This is a genomic window from Enterococcus sp. AZ109 (genome assembly GCF_051714625.1).
Classification (GTDB): Bacteria; Bacillota; Bacilli; order Lactobacillales; family Enterococcaceae; genus Enterococcus_A.
Genome location: NZ_JBIOSF010000001.1, coordinates 236,191 through 252,546, shown reverse-complemented (window position 1 = coordinate 252,546; position 16,356 = coordinate 236,191). Strand labels below are relative to the sequence as shown.

At 39.8% G+C, this 16,356-nt stretch carries 17 protein-coding genes; 4 read left to right on the top strand and 13 right to left on the bottom strand.

The features are described 5' to 3' along the window. Window positions 1–3 precede the first annotated feature (3 nt). The 6 genes from recJ to obgE form a co-directional block, all read right to left on the bottom strand. Complete coding sequence (gene recJ / locus IGI42_RS01190; protein ID WP_438713756.1) at window positions 4–2,292, bottom strand: single-stranded-DNA-specific exonuclease RecJ; 2,289 nt, start codon at window positions 2,290–2,292, stop codon at window positions 4–6. Window positions 2,293–2,391: 99 nt separating this feature from the next. Beyond that, window positions 2,392–2,826, bottom strand: coding sequence for a LapA family protein (locus IGI42_RS01185; RefSeq protein WP_438713755.1), 435 nt, complete (start codon window positions 2,824–2,826; stop codon window positions 2,392–2,394). Between the two features lie 11 nt (window positions 2,827–2,837). After that, a complete protein-coding gene (locus tag IGI42_RS01180; protein WP_438713754.1) occupies window positions 2,838–3,626 on the bottom strand; it encodes an SDR family NAD(P)-dependent oxidoreductase in 789 nt (262 codons plus the stop codon). Window positions 3,627–3,631: 5 nt separating this feature from the next. Further along, window positions 3,632–4,558 carry a ribonuclease Z gene (gene rnz / locus IGI42_RS01175; protein ID WP_438716991.1) on the bottom strand — a complete coding sequence of 309 codons (927 nt, stop codon included), beginning with the start codon at window positions 4,556–4,558 and terminating at the stop codon, window positions 3,632–3,634. Window positions 4,559–4,630: 72 nt separating this feature from the next. Further along, the gene (locus IGI42_RS01170) at window positions 4,631–5,164 is read right to left on the bottom strand and encodes a DUF1269 domain-containing protein (RefSeq protein ID WP_438713753.1); all 534 of its coding nucleotides are present in this window, start codon (window positions 5,162–5,164) and stop codon (window positions 4,631–4,633) included. Window positions 5,165–5,377: 213 nt separating this feature from the next. After that, entirely contained in the window at window positions 5,378–6,691 is a 1,314-nt protein-coding gene (gene obgE, locus IGI42_RS01165) for a GTPase ObgE (protein WP_438713751.1), read from the bottom strand. 276 nt (window positions 6,692–6,967) lie between these two features. Here obgE and gap point away from each other — a divergent pair, with 276 nt between their 5' ends. Both gap and IGI42_RS01155 read left to right on the top strand, forming a co-directional pair. Beyond that, on the top strand, window positions 6,968–7,978 hold the full coding sequence (gene gap, locus IGI42_RS01160) for a type I glyceraldehyde-3-phosphate dehydrogenase (RefSeq protein ID WP_438713749.1): 1,011 nt from the start codon (window positions 6,968–6,970) through the stop codon (window positions 7,976–7,978). Window positions 7,979–8,116: 138 nt separating this feature from the next. After that, window positions 8,117–8,851, top strand: coding sequence for a peptidylprolyl isomerase (locus IGI42_RS01155; RefSeq protein WP_438713747.1), 735 nt, complete (start codon window positions 8,117–8,119; stop codon window positions 8,849–8,851). Window positions 8,852–8,910: 59 nt separating this feature from the next. On the opposite strand, the gene fabZ is transcribed toward IGI42_RS01155, so the two are convergent. Continuing rightward, the gene (gene fabZ, locus IGI42_RS01150) at window positions 8,911–9,357 is read right to left on the bottom strand and encodes a 3-hydroxyacyl-ACP dehydratase FabZ (protein ID WP_438713745.1); all 447 of its coding nucleotides are present in this window, start codon (window positions 9,355–9,357) and stop codon (window positions 8,911–8,913) included. Window positions 9,358–9,516: 159 nt separating this feature from the next. Between fabZ and fabI the strand changes: the two genes are divergently transcribed. After that, window positions 9,517–10,272 carry an enoyl-ACP reductase FabI gene (gene fabI / locus IGI42_RS01145; RefSeq protein WP_438713743.1) on the top strand — a complete coding sequence of 252 codons (756 nt, stop codon included), beginning with the start codon at window positions 9,517–9,519 and terminating at the stop codon, window positions 10,270–10,272. 140 nt (window positions 10,273–10,412) lie between these two features. On the opposite strand, the gene IGI42_RS01140 is transcribed toward fabI, so the two are convergent. Then, a complete protein-coding gene (locus tag IGI42_RS01140) occupies window positions 10,413–11,426 on the bottom strand; it encodes a branched-chain amino acid aminotransferase (RefSeq protein ID WP_438713741.1) in 1,014 nt (337 codons plus the stop codon). Window positions 11,427–11,595: 169 nt separating this feature from the next. On the opposite strand from IGI42_RS01140, the gene IGI42_RS01135 reads away from it, so the two are divergent. Beyond that, on the top strand, window positions 11,596–12,507 hold the full coding sequence (locus IGI42_RS01135; RefSeq protein ID WP_438713739.1) for a mechanosensitive ion channel family protein: 912 nt from the start codon (window positions 11,596–11,598) through the stop codon (window positions 12,505–12,507). A 75-nt stretch (window positions 12,508–12,582) separates the two neighbouring features. Here the strand turns inward: IGI42_RS01135 and rpsN are convergent, their stop codons facing one another. The 5 genes from rpsN to racE all read right to left on the bottom strand — a co-directional run bounded on the left by rpsN (window position 12,583) and on the right by racE (window position 16,312). Further along, window positions 12,583–12,852 (bottom strand): 30S ribosomal protein S14, encoded by a 270-nt coding sequence (gene rpsN / locus IGI42_RS01130; RefSeq protein ID WP_438713737.1) that lies wholly within the window; start codon window positions 12,850–12,852, stop codon window positions 12,583–12,585. Between the two features lie 203 nt (window positions 12,853–13,055). Beyond that, window positions 13,056–13,547: a cyclic-di-AMP-binding protein CbpB gene (gene cbpB / locus IGI42_RS01125; RefSeq protein WP_438713735.1), complete on the bottom strand. Its 492-nt coding sequence runs from the start codon at window positions 13,545–13,547 to the stop codon at window positions 13,056–13,058. Window positions 13,548–13,640: 93 nt separating this feature from the next. Further along, window positions 13,641–14,153, bottom strand: coding sequence for a metallophosphoesterase (locus tag IGI42_RS01120; RefSeq protein ID WP_438713733.1), 513 nt, complete (start codon window positions 14,151–14,153; stop codon window positions 13,641–13,643). A gap of 5 nt (window positions 14,154–14,158) precedes the next feature. Then, window positions 14,159–15,496: a ribonuclease PH gene (rph, locus tag IGI42_RS01115; protein ID WP_438713731.1), complete on the bottom strand. Its 1,338-nt coding sequence runs from the start codon at window positions 15,494–15,496 to the stop codon at window positions 14,159–14,161. Next, window positions 15,497–16,312: a glutamate racemase gene (gene racE / locus IGI42_RS01110; RefSeq protein WP_438713729.1), complete on the bottom strand. Its 816-nt coding sequence runs from the start codon at window positions 16,310–16,312 to the stop codon at window positions 15,497–15,499. It lies immediately after the preceding gene. Window positions 16,313–16,356: the final 44 nt, after the last annotated feature.

The window sequence follows — 16,356 nt, the reverse complement described above, 5'->3', positions numbered from 1 at the left end:
CTCCTAGCTTTTCAGCCAATTTCTTATCGTTTGAATGTCACTCATTAGTAAAAATTCTTCGCTCTCAATTTGTTTCATTCGTTCTTTGTAGCCGCGACTCTCTTCAATTGCTTGATTTTGTGGGTTTTCAACAATTTCCAAAACACCGTCATCTATTGTAACAAATTTCAATTCAGAAAACACGCGAATCATGAAGACTAATAATTTTTCAGATATTCTTAAGAAATTCGAGATATTTTTCAACTTATAACGAATATCCAGACGTTTTTGCTTGAGACAGAATTGATAGAGCTGTTTGAATTGTTCACGATTCGGCATTCCATTTAAATAGGCTTCATCTGCACTGTACAAGAAAAGATAAACCCGCTCAAAGCTACTGTTGCTTATTATAGATTTAATTAGTTCTTTATCACTAGGACAATCCACTACTACTAGTTGGCGATACTCTGCATATTCAGTCAAGTGATCTTTGTTGTAAACTTGTACTTGATGTTGCAAAGTATCCGTTAATACATCTCGGCTTTTTTCTTGAAAAGCAAGATAGAGTGTACTAGCTGTCTCAAGCGGCTGGTTCCAACTATGCTTGGCGCGTCGATCGATGACCTGAAGTCCCTCTGTAGCAAAATCTAAAAGCTTCAACTGAACTTTCTTCTGACCGTTCCACTCATTAATCTCCAAATCTCCGACAAAACGTGTGCTTTCCTGCTGTAACTCTTCTAGCTTTGCACCAAAGCCAAAGCCGATCACATCTACCTGCTGGTTGCCGTTTGTTAGCATGAATTTCACATGCTGCTGATCAGCTCCAATTGCTTTGATCTGAGCCACCTTTGTTTCTTCCACTAAGAAATGCGGAGCCGGATTATCCGTTCCAAAAGGTGCTAATTGCTTCAACTCTTCAGCAAAAGCCAAATTTACTTCAGCTAATGAAAGCTCTTCGTCAATTGCCAAACTAGCCCCTTGCAATAAGTCAATTTGCCTTTCTTGGATGTATAAGGCGATCTGCTGCTTCAACTCAATAAGGTTTTCACTAGGTAAAGTGACACCGATAGCTGCTTCGTGTCCACCAAAATGGGTGAAATACTCCCGCATTGTTGTCAACATACCATACATATCCAAAGCTTCACTACTACGCCCAGACCCTTTGGCTATCCCTTCTTCATTAATCGCTAGAACAATGGCAGGGTGTCCGGTTTGTTTTAAAACATTCCCAGCGACAATCCCTAGAACTCCAGGATTCCAACCTTCTTTGGCCAACACTTGAACCGGAGAGTCTTCCTCTAACATGGTCATTGCTTCTTGGGTAATTTGCTGGACAATGGCTTTGCGTTCATTGTTAATCTTATCTAATTGCTCTGCTAGATCATGTGCTAACTGATCATCAAAGGTCGTCATCAGCTCAATCGCAGGATTAGGATCGCCCAAGCGTCCAATCGCATTTAAACGAGGTCCGATGCTAAAACCAATACTAACTTCGTCTAGTTTTTGCACATCCACTCCACTAACCTTCAACAAATGGTTCAGACCCATGCGCTGATTTTGTTTCATAATTTCTAAACCCAGTTGAACAATGGTTCGATTTTCACCAGTCATTGAAACTAAATCAGCCACTGTTCCGATACAAGCCAAATCTAAAAGTTCTAATGGTGGTTCTTCCAGTAAGGCAGTAGCTAGTTTAAACGCTACGCCAGCTCCAGCAAGTTCGCCAAACGGATAATTGCCATCTGGGTGACGAGGATGCACAATACAATAAGCTTCTGGCAATACTGGTGGCATCTCATGATGATCTGTAACAATCACATCTACTTCTCGTGAGTTAGCATAAGCAATGGCTTCATTGCCGGCCACACCATTGTCGACAGTAACAATTAATTGAATGCCTTCATTGATTTTTTCTTCAAATAAAGCCTGATTAGGACCATAGCCATGAATAAATCGATTCGGCAACACACATTGCACATCTGCACCTAGCATTTCCAATGTTTCCTTCATAATAGAAGTACTAGTGATTCCATCAGCATCATAATCTCCGTAGACTAAAATTGCTTCACCCTCGATAATAGCTGCTTGAATACGTTCGACAGCTTTTTGCATATCATGCATTAAAAAAGGATCATGTAAATTATCCACTGTAGCATAAATCATGCCTTCAAATTGTTCTTTTGTTTGAACACCCCGCTGCCACAAAAGATTGGCAAACGTTTTACTATGCCCCATTCCCATGATTTCTTCTTGAAATTCATGCGGAACCTGAGCATTTTCCTTCAGGTGCCATTCAAAGTTTGATTTCTTCAAAACATCACTTCCCAACCGTATAAGTATATCAAAATTTCTGAGACAAAAAAAGAAATGAAAGAGGATGATTCTTAATTTTTTAGAATCATCCTCTTTCATTTAGTCGTAATAATCCAACGGTGGATTAGTCGGATCCGATTTAGTAGCCGCATCACCTGTCAGTCGCTGGATATAATTATCCTTTTCACTGAGCAATCGTTCATATTCGGCTTTTAATGTAGCTACTTCATTTTCCTTTTCCCTTTGGTAGCGGGCTTTATCCTCCGCCAATTTTTCTTGATTACTGTTTTCGAAGTCCTCTATTTGTTTTTGCAACTGTTTCACTTGGCGCTTTTGCTGAAACATTGTTGCACTTGAGGTTAAAAAGACCACCAATGCGCCAATAATAGCTGAACCAATAATAATCAAGATAAGTGGGCTAAAAATCTTACTAAAACCAAAATTAACAGGCACCTCTTGATTATTTAATACCGCAAAGATGACAATAATCAACACAAGAATAAATCCTAAAATTACCTTCCACTGTCTCTTCAAACCATTCACCCTTATTTTTTATTAAATATGCTGCCTGCTAAGAAATCCCCAATGTGTGGGAAAAGCGTATAGAGTCGAGAAGCAGCTTCCATCACTCGCGGCCGATTGATCTCTCGAGTAGGTTCACCCATCCGTTTTACAATTGCCTTAGCTAATTTTTCTGGATCTAATACAATATTACCTAAACTAGCTAAATAATTGCCACTAGGATCTGCTTTATCAAAAAATTCAGTATCAATTGGTCCTGGATTAATGGTTGTAACGTAAACCCCCGCAGGTTTAAGCTCTAAACGTAAAGCGTTGGAAAAACCCAATACTGCAAATTTAGTTGCTGAATAAATAGTAGATTTAGTCGTTGCCATTTTCCCTGCCATTGAAGCGACATTGAAGATGTGTCCTTTTTTACGTGCAACCATGTCCAAAGCGATTTGCTGAGTAAAATAAATCATTCCTAAGACATTAACTTCAAACATTCTGCGAGTTGTTTCAAAGTCAAATTCGAAAAAGTCTTTAAACAAACCGAACCCGGCATTATTTACCAGTACGTCGACACTGCCGACTTCTTCAGCGATTTTCTCTAATACACTGTCGACACTGCTAGGATCTGATATATCTAATTGAAAGGCGAAAGCATCTTTCCCACTTAATTCCATACATCTTTCTTTCACCTGTCCGATCAATTGAATGCGGCGAGCACAAGTCACTACGATGGCACCTCGTTTAGCTGCTTCGTAACAAATTTGCTCTCCTAGTCCTGCTGATCCTCCAGTAACAACGACTACTTTGTTGGTTAAATTCATCCTCATCACTCCTTCAAAGGAATCTCAAAAATATCGAAATCCTTCGCTATTTTGGTTTGTTTAAAAATTTCTTGTGCTTCTTTTTCTAGTTCTAGAGCATCTTTAGCTAAATAACGAGCTGAAATATGCGTGAGTATCAATTGTTTCACTTGAGCTTTTTTAGCTACTTTCGCCGCCTGTTGAGTGGTTGAATGATTGTAAGCCCGTGCCATCTTCTCTTCATCTTTCCTAAAAGTACTTTCATGGACCATCACATCACTGTTTTTAGCAAGCTCCATTGAGACAGGTGTATATCGGGTATCACCAAAAATAGTGACAATCCGCCCCTGCTTTTTCTCGCCGATAAAGTCCTGACCGTTAACTACTCGACCATCCTTTAATGTAACAGTCTTTCCTTGCTTGATTTGGCCATATACTGGACCTGCCGGAATCCCTAGCGCTTCTAATTTTTCAACCTGCAAGGTACCTTCATGATCTGCTTCAACCACCCGATAGCCATAGCTATTAATTCCATGATCTAATAAACGGCACTCCACTGAAAATTGCTTATCTTGAAAAATAATGCCTTCGTTTACTTCAATGTAACGAATTGGATAGGATAAACGAGTTTGAGAAACCTGTAAAGCCGTTTTAACGAATTTCTCAATTCCTGGAGGTCCATACAATTCTAGCTCCTCATCACCGCCTTGAAAGGAACGGCTACTTAATAACCCGGGCAAACCGAAAATATGGTCACCATGCAAGTGGGTAATAAATATTTTTTCTATCTTGCGGGGCCGAATACTCGTACGCAAAATCTGCATTTGAGTCCCTTCACCACAATCAAATAGCCAAATTGCATTCCGCTCGGCTAATAGTTTTAAAGCTATACTGCTGACATTACGATGTTTGGCCGGAACGCCTGCTCCGGTACCTAAGAATTCTAATTCCATAATCATCCTGACTTTCTATCAAATTAAGTTTATTCTAGAAGAAAGTCAGACTTTCTGCAAATAGAAATTCGCCTAATTCTCATCATTTACTTCATTATTATTGTTTTTAGCCATTTCTTGGGCCTTTTTAACGTCTTCTTCGACTTCTTCATAGTTTAGACGGGTAATTTCTCCCCCTAATTCATTCATAATTAATTGATTCAAAGGACGATTGTCATCTTCTTCAGCAATTAACAACAATCCAGTATCTCCCTCTTTAATTTTATCAATTAGAAAGGCAAAAACACCTTGCGCATCGCGAACTTCCTTCACATCCCGAGAAGCACCAATCATGCCACCAGTAAACCAGCCCAACAAAATACCGATTGGACCACCTAAAATCCCTACCATCATACCGATTAAACCGCCAGTAGAGCTTTTGTTATTGCCGGTGAAATCCAAGAAATCTTCAATCTGAAATTGATGTGCTCCATCATTAGAATGATGTACAACAGCCATCTGTTCTCCTTTTAATGCGCGTGTTGCTTGTAATTTCTTTACCTTTGAAAAAGCTTCGTAGGCTTGTGAGGCAATTTCAAAGTTCATAATAATCACTCGTTTTTCCATAAAAATCCGCTCCTTTATGCTTACTTTTAGTGTATCAGTAAACCGCTCATTTGTGAACTAGGCACACCTTTACACATATAATTATATTATGTAAACTAATTTATCTAGTATATCTTTCAAAAAGAGAAGCAAGGCAACTTCTAGCTAAATAGAATAAAATAAAGGAAAGTAAGACTGCAAAAAAAAGAAGCAGGAAATCCTGCCTCTTACTTCTTACTCAACAAATTCAAATTCATATTTATCAATACGAACGATGTCGCCATCTTTTGCTCCTCGAGCTCTCAACGCTTCGTCAACACCCATTGCACGTAATTGGCGAGCAAAACGCATAACCGTTTCATCATGATCAAAGTTGGTCATCTTGAATAGTTTTTCTAGTTTCTCACCCGCTAGTACCCAAGTAGTATCTGGTTCACGAGTAATCGTAAAGCCAGGATCTTCACTTTGATAGCCATATTGAACGGTTTCTTCTTCGATATCTTCTTCGTATAACGGAAATTCTGGCGTTGTTTCCAGTAGATCAGCCGTTGCACTCAACAAATTGTCCATGCCTTGCTTAGTTATCGCTGAAATCGCAAAGATTGGCAGATCGTCAGCAAATTCATCTTCTTTGTCCTTAGCTAACTGCTCCTTGAATTTTGCCAAGTTCTCTTCAGCTTCAGGCATATCCATCTTGTTAGCAACAATGATTTGCGGACGTTCAAGCAAACGTAAATTATGCGAGCCTAATTCGTTGTTGATAGCCACATAGTCCTCGTAAGGATCACGGCCCTCCATCCCACTCATATCAATTACGTGCAAGATAACTCTTGTCCGTTCAATATGACGTAAGAACTGAGTACCAAGACCAATACCTTGAGAAGCCCCTTCAATCAAACCAGGTAAATCAGCCGCTACAAAACTACGTCCATCGTTAGTTGTAACCATTCCCAAATTAGGTACTAGCGTTGTAAAATGATATGCGCCAATTTTTGGTCTAGCTGAAGAAATGACTGACAGAATGGTTGATTTACCCACAGATGGGAAACCTACTAAACCGACGTCCGCCAAGACTTTCAATTCTAGTTCGATTTTACGTTCTTGACCTGGTTCGCCGTTTTCAGCGATTTCTGGTGCTGGATTTCTAGGTGAAGCAAAACGAATGTTCCCGCGACCACCGCGACCGCCTTTGGCCACTCGTAATTCTTGACCATTTTCAATTAGGTCGCCGATCAACACGCCAGTCTCCGCATCACGTACAGTCGTACCAGGGGGAACTTTGACATACGTATCTTCTGCCCCACGGCCGTGCATTCCTTTACTCATCCCATTTTCACCGGGAGTTGCTCTGAAACGACGATTAAAACGGAAGTCCATTAAGGTACGTAAGCCTTCTTCTACTACTAAGATTACGTCACCGCCACGACCACCATCGCCACCTGCTGGTCCACCATCTGGTACATATTTTTCACGACGAAAGGCAACCATACCATCTCCGCCTTTACCGGCCTTGACGTCAATTGTTACCTGATCTAAAAACATAGACATCTTTCGTCCTCCTTGTTTTATCTATTTTCTGACTACTGAATTTCCACATTAAACAAAGTCTCCTTATTTTAGCTGTATTTTCCTGCAATGTCCATTACTGAAGGGTAATCTAATAAATTTTTATGCTTCCACCTTACAAGATAGGTAAATTCTGACCAAAATTTCCAGTGAAGTGCAATCTTTTGACAAAAAAATGCATCCGATGCAAAATTGATCTTGTAAGAAATGAGTGCATTTGCGCTTAATTTCTCTAACACAAAGGAGGAACTTTTGGTTATGACAGTAAAAGTAGGTATTAATGGATTTGGACGTATCGGTCGTTTAGCCTTCCGTCGTATTAAAGAAGTATCAGATGATATCGAAGTTGTAGCAATTAACGACTTAACAAGCCCTACAATGTTGGCTCAATTATTACAATTTGACTCAACTCACGGCACATATCCTGGAACTGTTACCGCAACAGAAAATTCAATCGTTGTTGACGGTGAAGAAACTCGCGTATACGCAGAACCTGATGCAAGCAAAATCCCTTGGGCAAAAGAAAACGGTGTGGATATCGTTTTAGAATGTACTGGTTTTTATACCTCTCAAGAAAAAGCACAAGCTCACTTGGATGCTGGCGTTAAACGCGTCGTTATCTCAGCTCCAGCTGGTCAAATGAAAACAATTGTTTACAATGTAAACGATGATACATTGGATTCAGACGATAAAATTATCTCTGCTGGTTCATGTACAACTAACTGCTTAGCACCAATGGCTTACTTCTTAAATGAAGAATTTGGTATCGAAGTTGGGACAATGACAACAGTTCATGCGTACACTTCTACTCAAATGCTATTAGATGGACCTGTTAAAGGTGGAAACTTACGTGCTGCACGTTCAGCTGCAGATAATACAATTCCTCACTCAACTGGTGCTGCTAAAGCAATCGGTTTAGTTATTCCAGAATTGAACGGTAAACTACAAGGACATGCACAACGTGTACCAGTTGTTGATGGCTCATTAACTGAATTAGTTTCTGTTCTTAAAACAAAAGTGACTGCTGATGAAGTCAACGAAGCAATCAAGAAACACACAGTTGACAACCCATCATTTGGCTATGACGATCGCGAAATCGTTTCTAGCGATGTTATTGGTACAACACAAGGTTCAATCTTTGACCCAACTCAAACAGAAGTAACTTCTGCTGGAGATTACCAATTGGTTAAAACTGTTGCTTGGTACGACAACGAATACGGCTTTACTTGCCAAATGATTCGTTTGTTGGAAAAATTCGCTAACTTATAAGTCATATAATTACATGCTCAGACACAAGGGGAGATTTCGATCTCCTCTTTTTTTATGGGAAATTTCAATTTTTTTTCATAGGAAGTGGTAGTTTTTTTTGTTATGATGGAAAGGAAGGAAATTTGAAAGGAGATTTATATGCAATTAAAAAAAGTACTAATTAGCAGCGCACTACTATTATCAATTGGTTTTCTCGGTGCCTGTAACTCCGGCAATAACAGTAGCAACAACTCTTCAGAAAGTGCAGCCAGCTCCACACAGGAATCCAGTGTAGATTTAAACAAAGTTGATCTTCCACAGCTTTCAAGTGAAGTAACAGACGATGAATACTTAGTGGAAATGGATACAACTGCTGGTAATATAAAAATCAAACTGTTTCCTAAAGAAGCACCTAAAACGGTTGAAAATTTCGTAACTCACGCCAAAGATGGCTATTATAATGGCACTACCTTCCACCGAGTGATCAACGATTTCATGATTCAAGGCGGCGATCCTAAAGGCGATGGAACAGGTGGCGAGAGTATCTGGGGTGAACCATTTGAAGATGAAATTTCACCAAGTCTTTATAACATTCGCGGCGCTCTTTCAATGGCGAATGCAGGAGCAGATACTAATGGCAGCCAATTCTTTATTGTTCAGAACAATAAAGACGTTAGCGACGGTTTAGCCATTCAATACACGCCAGAAAAAATCATTGAAGCCTACAAAAATGGTGGTACCCCTCATTTAGACGGCGTTCATACTGTATTTGGGCAAGTAACTGAAGGAATGGATATTGTTGATAAAATTGCCTCAGCCGAAGCAACTGATTCCAAACCGACTGAACCTGTGAAGATCAACGAGATCAAAATTTTACAAGAACCAAAGGAATAAGTTTAAGATTTTAATAAGCCGAAGTCAGTTTTTCAACTGATTTCGGCTTATTTTTTGGCTTATTTTTGTTCTTTGTCGCCCACAATGAAAGTGAATTGGCAGTCAGTAACGACTGTATCCCCCACTGTCGCCCATGCTTTTGCAGTACCCACAGACCCCTTCATTTTTTCAATGTCAAAGTTCAAAAACAGGGTGTCGCCTGGTTTTACTTTTTCATGGAAAACTGCCTTATTGATTCCGCCGATGTAGGCCGTCTTGCCTTGGAAGGCTTCTGATTTCAGAATCAGCAATGAGCCCGCTTGTGCTAATGCTTCAACGATTAGCGTACCTGGCATCATCGGTTCATTTGGAAAATAACCTTGGAAAAAATCTTCATTCATAGTCAAGTTTTTGACAGCAGTAATATGTTTTTGGTCTTCGAATTCGACAACAGCATCTAGATAGTAAATTGGGAAGCGATTCGGAATGATTTCCATAATTTCTTCAACGTTCATTAGTATTTCCATTTTTTGCACCTCGACATCTTATTTGTTTGATTATCAAACTATCATATTCTCTTCTCTTTTTCAAGCATTACCAGATTAACAAAAAAATAGTTTGACAATCAAAGCATTTTCCAACATAATGTGTTCATACTAAAATTAAAGTAGGAGTGAATCAACCGCATGGCATTTTTAACTGGAAAAAAAATACTTGTAACAGGTGTCGCAAATAAACGCAGTATCGCTTGGGGATGTGCTAAGGCCATCGCCGATCAAGGAGCAGAAGTCATCTATACGTATCAAAACGACCGTATGAAAAAAGGCTTAGTCAAATTAGTCGGTGAAGATGTGCCTATGGTGGAATTAGATGTTTCAAAAGACGAAAACATCGAAACAGCTATGGCTGCTATCAAAGAATTAGTCGGCAATATCGACGGTTTTGTCCACTCGATTGCCTTTGCTAACAAAGAAGAACTTTCAGGAGATGTATCCGAAATTACACGTGATGGCTTCAGCCTTGCTCAAGATGTTAGTGCATATTCTTTATTAGCCTTAACTAAGTATGCTCTGCCAATCATGAACCCAGGAAGCAGTATCGTTACGATGACTTACATGGGATCAGAACGCTCTATTCCTAACTACAATATGATGGGGATTGCTAAAGCAGCACTAGAAGCAGAAGTTCGTTATTTAGCAACCGAATTATCGCCTAAAGGCGTACGTGTCAACGCAATTTCAGCCGGCGCTTTAAAAACACTAGCGGTAACCGGTGTAAAAGATTACCAATCATTGCTTAACCTTTCTGAAGAACGTACACCTGACAAAGTCAGTGTCACAATTGATGAAGTCGGACAAACTTGTGCTTTCTTACTGAGCCCATTAGCTAGCGGTATCGTTGGTGATATCATTTATGTTGATAAAGGTGTTCATTTAAGCTAAATTACGCAAAGCTTACAAAATTCTCAATTTTGGAATGGTCTCACCTGTTCAACAAAAATGAGTTTGTGAATTTAGCTATTGATTAGCTGTTGCAATAGAAAAACTGCTGCCAATTTAATTTTCTGGCAGCAGTTTTTATTTTATACTTCGTAAATCCAACCTTCAGGTGCTTCTACATCGCCAAACTGGATACCAACAAGTTCGTCATATAATTTCTTCGTAACTGGTCCAACCTCAGTTTCACTGTAGAAAACGTGAAACTCTTCGCCGTTTTGAATTCCACCAATTGGTGAGATGACAGCAGCTGTTCCACAAGCCCCAGCTTCAGAAAATTCATCCAATTTATCTAAGTAAACATCTCCTTCGACTGTTTCCATGCCGAAACGTTCTTTTGCTAAATGCAACAAAGAGTACTTAGTAATACTAGGCAAAATTGATGGTGAAATCGGCGTAACAAATTGATTATCTTTTGTTATACCGAAGAAATTCGCAGAACCCACTTCTTCAATCTTTGTATGGGTAGCTGGATCTAAATAAATACAATCTGAATAATTGCGTTTGTGAGCTTGATAGCCGGGCAAAAGACTAGCCGCATAGTTTCCCCCTACTTTAGCTGCTCCTGTCCCTTGCGGCGCTGCACGATCGTATTCAGACACGATAAAGTTCGTTGGTGCCATTCCACCTTTAAAATAAGGACCAACTGGCATACAGAAAACGGAGAATAAGTACTCAGGAGCTTCTACAACCCCAATATTGTCTCCCACACCAATTAAGTAAGGACGGATGTACAAAGTTGCTCCAGTACCATAAGGTGGTACATATTCTTCATTGGCTAAAACAACTTGTTTTATAGCATCAATGAATTTTTCCTCAGGCACTTCAGGCATACACATTCTTTGCGCACTGCGATTCAATCGTTTACTGTTTTCATCGGGACGGAACAAGTTAATTTTACCATCCTTGCGGCGGTAAGCCTTCAGTCCTTCAAAGCACTCTTGACCGTAATGCAAGCAAGTAGAACCCTCGCTAATTGTAATTTTATTATCTTCAGTTAAATGGCCTTCGTCCCATTCACCATTTTTCCAGTGTGAGATATAACGATAAGGCGTTTTAATATAATCAAAACCCAATTCTTCCCATTTTATGTTAACCATTCTATCATCTCCTTCTTAATATAAACGTTAGTCTACCACTTTGTTGTAAACTTGTCATGAATATTTTCATGATTTTTTGAATTTTCTGTCTTTTTATCTCCAGCAGGACTATCGACAGAGTTTTCAAAACTTGTTAGAATAAACTGCGTGGAAAGAAAGGAAGACGTTTATGCTTTTTTTAACTGTACAAACAACCGATTCAACCGGATTCGACGTGGTAGATCAGGCGACCGAACAGCTCTCTGTCTGGCAGCGCTACTGGGACTCCATTGACTGGAATAGTGTCTTGTCTGCCTTGATTTCAAAAGGGATTACTTTGATTGCAATTTTGATACTTTTTGGCATTATTCGCAAAGTTGGTAATTTCTTAATTACTCAATCTTTTGAACGCCAAAAACGCAAAGTTGCTGGCAGCACGACTCGGATTGAAACCATTCACACGTTGTCAGCTAATATTTTTTCATATACCTTATTTTTCTTTTTCCTTTACTCAGTATTGGACACGATAGGTATCCCGGTAGGTTCTCTACTAGCTGGGGCTGGGATCGCAGGTATTGCTATTGGTCTTGGTGCTCAGGGATTCATGAACGACATCATCACCGGCTTCTTTATTATTTTAGAGCAGCAGATTGACGTAGGGGATTACATCAAATTAGTGAATTTGCAAATTGAAGGAACCGTCACCTCTGTTGGAATACGCATGGTGCAATTAAAAGCCGCAGACGGCACTGTTCACTTTATTCCTAACCGGAACATTACTACCATCAGTAATTTGTCTAGAGCTCACATGCAAGTATTGATCGATGTACGTATTCAACCAAACGAAGGGTATCAGGAAATCAATCAATTGATTCAACAGGTAAATGAACGCTTGGGTAAGACGTACAAACAAGATATTTTTGATGGACCAAATCTTTTCGGGATGGTGGATTTAGGAAATAGTAATTATGCTATTCGTACAGTAATGTACGTGACAAACGGAAAACAACTTCCTTTGAAAGAAGAATTTTTAGCAGCATACGTGAAAGAACTGACTGACCACGGCTATACTATTCCTAATAACCCCATTACTATTGCATAACACCAGCAATTTACGAATTGCAAAACACCCTCAAGCTTTTTTAGTCAGCTCGAGGGTGTTTACGTTATTTAATTTTTACCAGCTAGCTTTCTTAACACCAGGAATTTGGCCTTTATGCGCCAATTCACGAAAATGAATACGAGACATGCCAAATTTTCGCATATAACCTCTTGGGCGTCCATCGATCAGATCTCGCTGTTTCAAACGATTCGGATTCGATTCTTTAGGCAATTTAGCCAGTCCCTCATAATCGCCAGCAGCTTTCAAGGCTTGTCGTTGCTCTGCGTATTTTTCAATCAAAGCACGTTGTTTTTGGGCTTTGACAATCTTGGATTTTTTAGCCATTTTATGTACTTCCTTCCACTATTCATCATCCAAAGCGTAATGATTACTTTTAATAACCATACAACAATACCCATAAATTGAAAAAAAGTCAATTAATCTGTACGCAGTTCAACTACATAATTGATTTAAAATTACTTATGACAAAATCTTAAGCAATGCACGAAAAAAGGAAGAAGCAGTTGGGCTCTTCCTTTTTGTGTTTTCTATTTTGATGCTGCAGGCTGCAAAATAAATTTCCCAGAAACAGGATGCTTCTTATCTAATTCATGGAAGGTGTGATTGACAGCTTTTAAAATTTCACGACGCGTCACAATACCTTTAAAGACACCTTCGTCATCTAACACGGGAATGAAAGCCGCATCAACTAATAAATGCATGATATCTTCCAAGTCACAGTTTTCCTTCACTGTGGCGATTTCAGTGTCTACTACATCTGCTACAGTATATTTACTTAAATTGTTAATGTCTATTCCGTCAATATTCATCATTTTGCTGACAACATCATTCAAGCTCAATAATCCGATAAAACGATTCCCCTTGTCTAACACAGGGATTTTTGAATACCCTACTTTTGATAGCACCAAAAACGCATGCTCTAAAGGATTACCAACCATGACGTTTGCCACATTTTCAGCTGGAATCATCATTGTGTCTTTCTTTTCAGACATTAATGCCTCAATTGCACGACTAATCATACAACAGCCTCCGTTTCTACTTTCCATTTCTATTTTACTGAAAGAACAAAAAAGTAAGGGCTTTTCTGCTCAATGTTAAGCAAAAATTAGAAACTATTTTACAAATTCAGCCGCTAGTTCTTCTACTGGCTGGTGTGCTCGATTGTAGTATTGCACAAGGTATTTGTCTGGTGTGCTGTCAATAATCGCATAACTAGGTACCCGGATTGGGCCCCGTGGCTGTGAGATACTGCCAGGATTAACGAACAATATTCCCTGATCCATTTCTGCTACTGCCTGATGAATATGTCCAAATAATGCAATGGTTGCTTTGGCTTCTTGCGCCTGAAGAGAAAGCATCGTTAGACCAAAGCGAACATTGGAACGGTGGCCATGCGTCATAAAGACTCGATCTGAGCCAACAGTCACCACCTGCTCAGCTTTATAGCCAGGATCGTAATCGCAATTACCTCCAACGACTGTAAAATACTGCCATAATGGATCGTTTGCAGCAAGCTCTGAATCGCCGCAATGAAACATTCCATCTACCTTGCCATCATATCGTTTAACTAGCTCGTCCAATATTTGACGATCACTATGATTGTCACTAACTACCAAATACCTCATTATTTCTATCCCTCCAACCATTTCTGCCAAACTTTTTCCAAGGCTTTGACTGCTTGTGCTCGGTGACTGACTTCATTTTTTTCAGCCGCCGTCATTTCTGCTGCTGTTTTATTAAATTCTGGAACAAAAAATAATGGATCATAACCAAATCCATTGTCACCTTGAGGAATACGAGCAATTTGGCCAGGCCAGTCAGCCTCTACCACTAAACTTTCTTTATTAGGCGCCGCAAAAACTAACGTACAATGGAAATGGGCTGATCGCTTCTCATCAGGTACTTCTGTCAGTTCATGTAGAAGTTTGGCATTGTTTGCAGCATCACTTTTACGTTCGCCAGCAAAACGAGCAGAATAGATCCCAGGCATGCCGTTTAACGCATCAACTGCTAAACCTGAGTCATCTGCCAAAACAGGCTGTTGCAGAATTTGCGCAATTGTCTCAGCCTTTAATCGAGCATTTTCTTCAAAGGTTTTTCCGGTTTCTTCCACATCAGGTAAATTAGGAAAATCAGCTAACGTTTTTATTTGATAGCCAGCACGAGCAAATAAGGCAGAGAATTCCTTCACTTTTCCAGGATTTCCCGTAGCGATAACCACACTTTTTTCTGCTACTTGTTCAGTATCTACAGTATGCAGTGCTTCTTTTTGGTAACTGATTAGCTCTTCAATCCCCGCTTTTCCGTGCAAGATCAACGCATTCAATTCAGTGTCATCAAATGTCGCTTCTTCGCCCGTTCCTTGAATTTCTACAAAACGGCCTGATTCAGTCATAACGATATTCATATCAACTGCTGCTGATGAGTCTTCCACATAATCTAAGTCAGTAACTACTTGACCATCTGGCAAAATACCTACACTAATTGCGGCTAAGTGCTCTTTAATTGGATCTTCAGTCAGTTCTCCAGACGCCAACAATTTGTTTATCGCTAATCGTAAAGCGACAAAGCCTCCAGTAATACTAGCAGTACGAGTGCCGCCATCCGCCTGAGTTACATCGCAATCAACAACGATGCTACGCTCACCTAATTTACCTAAATCAATGACAGCACGTAATGCGCGGCCGATTAAACGTTGGATTTCCATCGTACGACCTGACAGTTTCCCTTTAGCACTCTCCCGTCGATTTCGTGTATTAGTGGCTCTTGGCAGCATACTGTATTCTGCGGTCACCCAGCCAGTTCCTGCCCCTCGTAAAAAAGGCGGTACTGATTCTTCAACTGTCGCTGAACAAATCACCTTTGTATCTCCAAAAGAAATTACTACAGAACCTTCCGGATGTTTAAAAACATTGGTTTCGATTGTTACTTTTCTTAGTTGCTGCAAGCTTCTTCCATCATGACGCATTTATTTTCCTCCCAATTGTATATGTTCAACCTCTAATGTTTTAAGCGCTAACCAGTCACCAGCAATATCGCGAAACATCTTAGGTGAACCAGTTGTATAAAACTTACAAGTATTTGTGGCTTTTCGATCATAATTATTCAAGTTAAAATAGTCCAATAGCGTACTTAGATCATTGACCGTTTCTGCTCCCGAGTCAATTAATGTGACATCACTGCCCATAACATTTTGAATAATTGGACGTAGTAAAGGATAATGGGTACATCCCAAAATTAAAGTATCCGGCTTGTTATACATTAAAGGAGCCAAAGTTTCAGCGACAATTTTTTTTGCCACCGGGCTGGTAAATTGGTTACTTTCTACGACTGGTACAAACTTAGGACAAGCTAAGCTGCGAACATGAACTTCAGGCGCTTTTTCTAACAGCTCTTTTTCATAGGTCGCACTTTTTACGGTCCCTTCTGTTCCAATTACAGCAATCTCCCCAGTATGACTAGCCTTTAGGGCAGAACGTGATCCAGGTTGAATCACACCGATTACAGGTATGTCAACTTTTTCTTTTATTTCTTCTAAGGCTACGGCGGTGGCCGTATTGCAGGCGATAACCAACATTTTGATTCCCTGTTCGATCAAAAACTGGGTCATTTGCCAAGTGAATTCAACGACTTGCTGGGCAGGACGAGGTCCATAGGGGCAACGCGCTGTATCACCCAGATATAATATGTGCTCATTGGGCAACTGTCGCATTGCTTCTTTGACAACAGTTAAACCACCAACACCTGAATCAATAAAACCGATGGGTAATTCATTAGACAACATCTCTCATCCTATCTTTTACAAGTTTCACCTTATTTTGTACTTTT

Bases quoted from the DNA above. Each gene is read 5' to 3' on its own strand.
- IGI42_RS01180 (WP_438713754.1), bottom strand. From the start codon at position 3,626: ATGAATTTAACCAACAAAGTAGTCGTTGTTACTGGAGGATCAGCAGGA.
- rnz (WP_438716991.1), bottom strand. From the start codon at position 4,558: ATGGAATTAGAATTCTTAGGTACCGGAGCAGGCGTTCCGGCCAAACAT.
- IGI42_RS01170 (WP_438713753.1), bottom strand. From the start codon at position 5,164: ATGGAAAAACGAGTGATTATTATGAACTTTGAAATTGCCTCACAAGCC.
- obgE (WP_438713751.1), bottom strand. From the start codon at position 6,691: ATGTCTATGTTTTTAGATCAGGTAACAATTGACGTCAAGGCCGGTAAA.
- gap (WP_438713749.1), top strand. From the start codon at position 6,968: ATGACAGTAAAAGTAGGTATTAATGGATTTGGACGTATCGGTCGTTTA.
- IGI42_RS01155 (WP_438713747.1), top strand. From the start codon at position 8,117: ATGCAATTAAAAAAAGTACTAATTAGCAGCGCACTACTATTATCAATT.
- fabZ (WP_438713745.1), bottom strand. From the start codon at position 9,357: ATGGAAATACTAATGAACGTTGAAGAAATTATGGAAATCATTCCGAAT.
- fabI (WP_438713743.1), top strand. From the start codon at position 9,517: ATGGCATTTTTAACTGGAAAAAAAATACTTGTAACAGGTGTCGCAAAT.
- IGI42_RS01140 (WP_438713741.1), bottom strand. From the start codon at position 11,426: ATGGTTAACATAAAATGGGAAGAATTGGGTTTTGATTATATTAAAACG.
- IGI42_RS01135 (WP_438713739.1), top strand. From the start codon at position 11,596: ATGCTTTTTTTAACTGTACAAACAACCGATTCAACCGGATTCGACGTG.
- rpsN (WP_438713737.1), bottom strand. From the start codon at position 12,852: ATGGCTAAAAAATCCAAGATTGTCAAAGCCCAAAAACAACGTGCTTTG.
- cbpB (WP_438713735.1), bottom strand. From the start codon at position 13,547: ATGATTAGTCGTGCAATTGAGGCATTAATGTCTGAAAAGAAAGACACA.
- IGI42_RS01120 (WP_438713733.1), bottom strand. From the start codon at position 14,153: ATGAGGTATTTGGTAGTTAGTGACAATCATAGTGATCGTCAAATATTG.
- rph (WP_438713731.1), bottom strand. From the start codon at position 15,496: ATGCGTCATGATGGAAGAAGCTTGCAGCAACTAAGAAAAGTAACAATC.
- racE (WP_438713729.1), bottom strand. From the start codon at position 16,312: ATGTTGTCTAATGAATTACCCATCGGTTTTATTGATTCAGGTGTTGGT.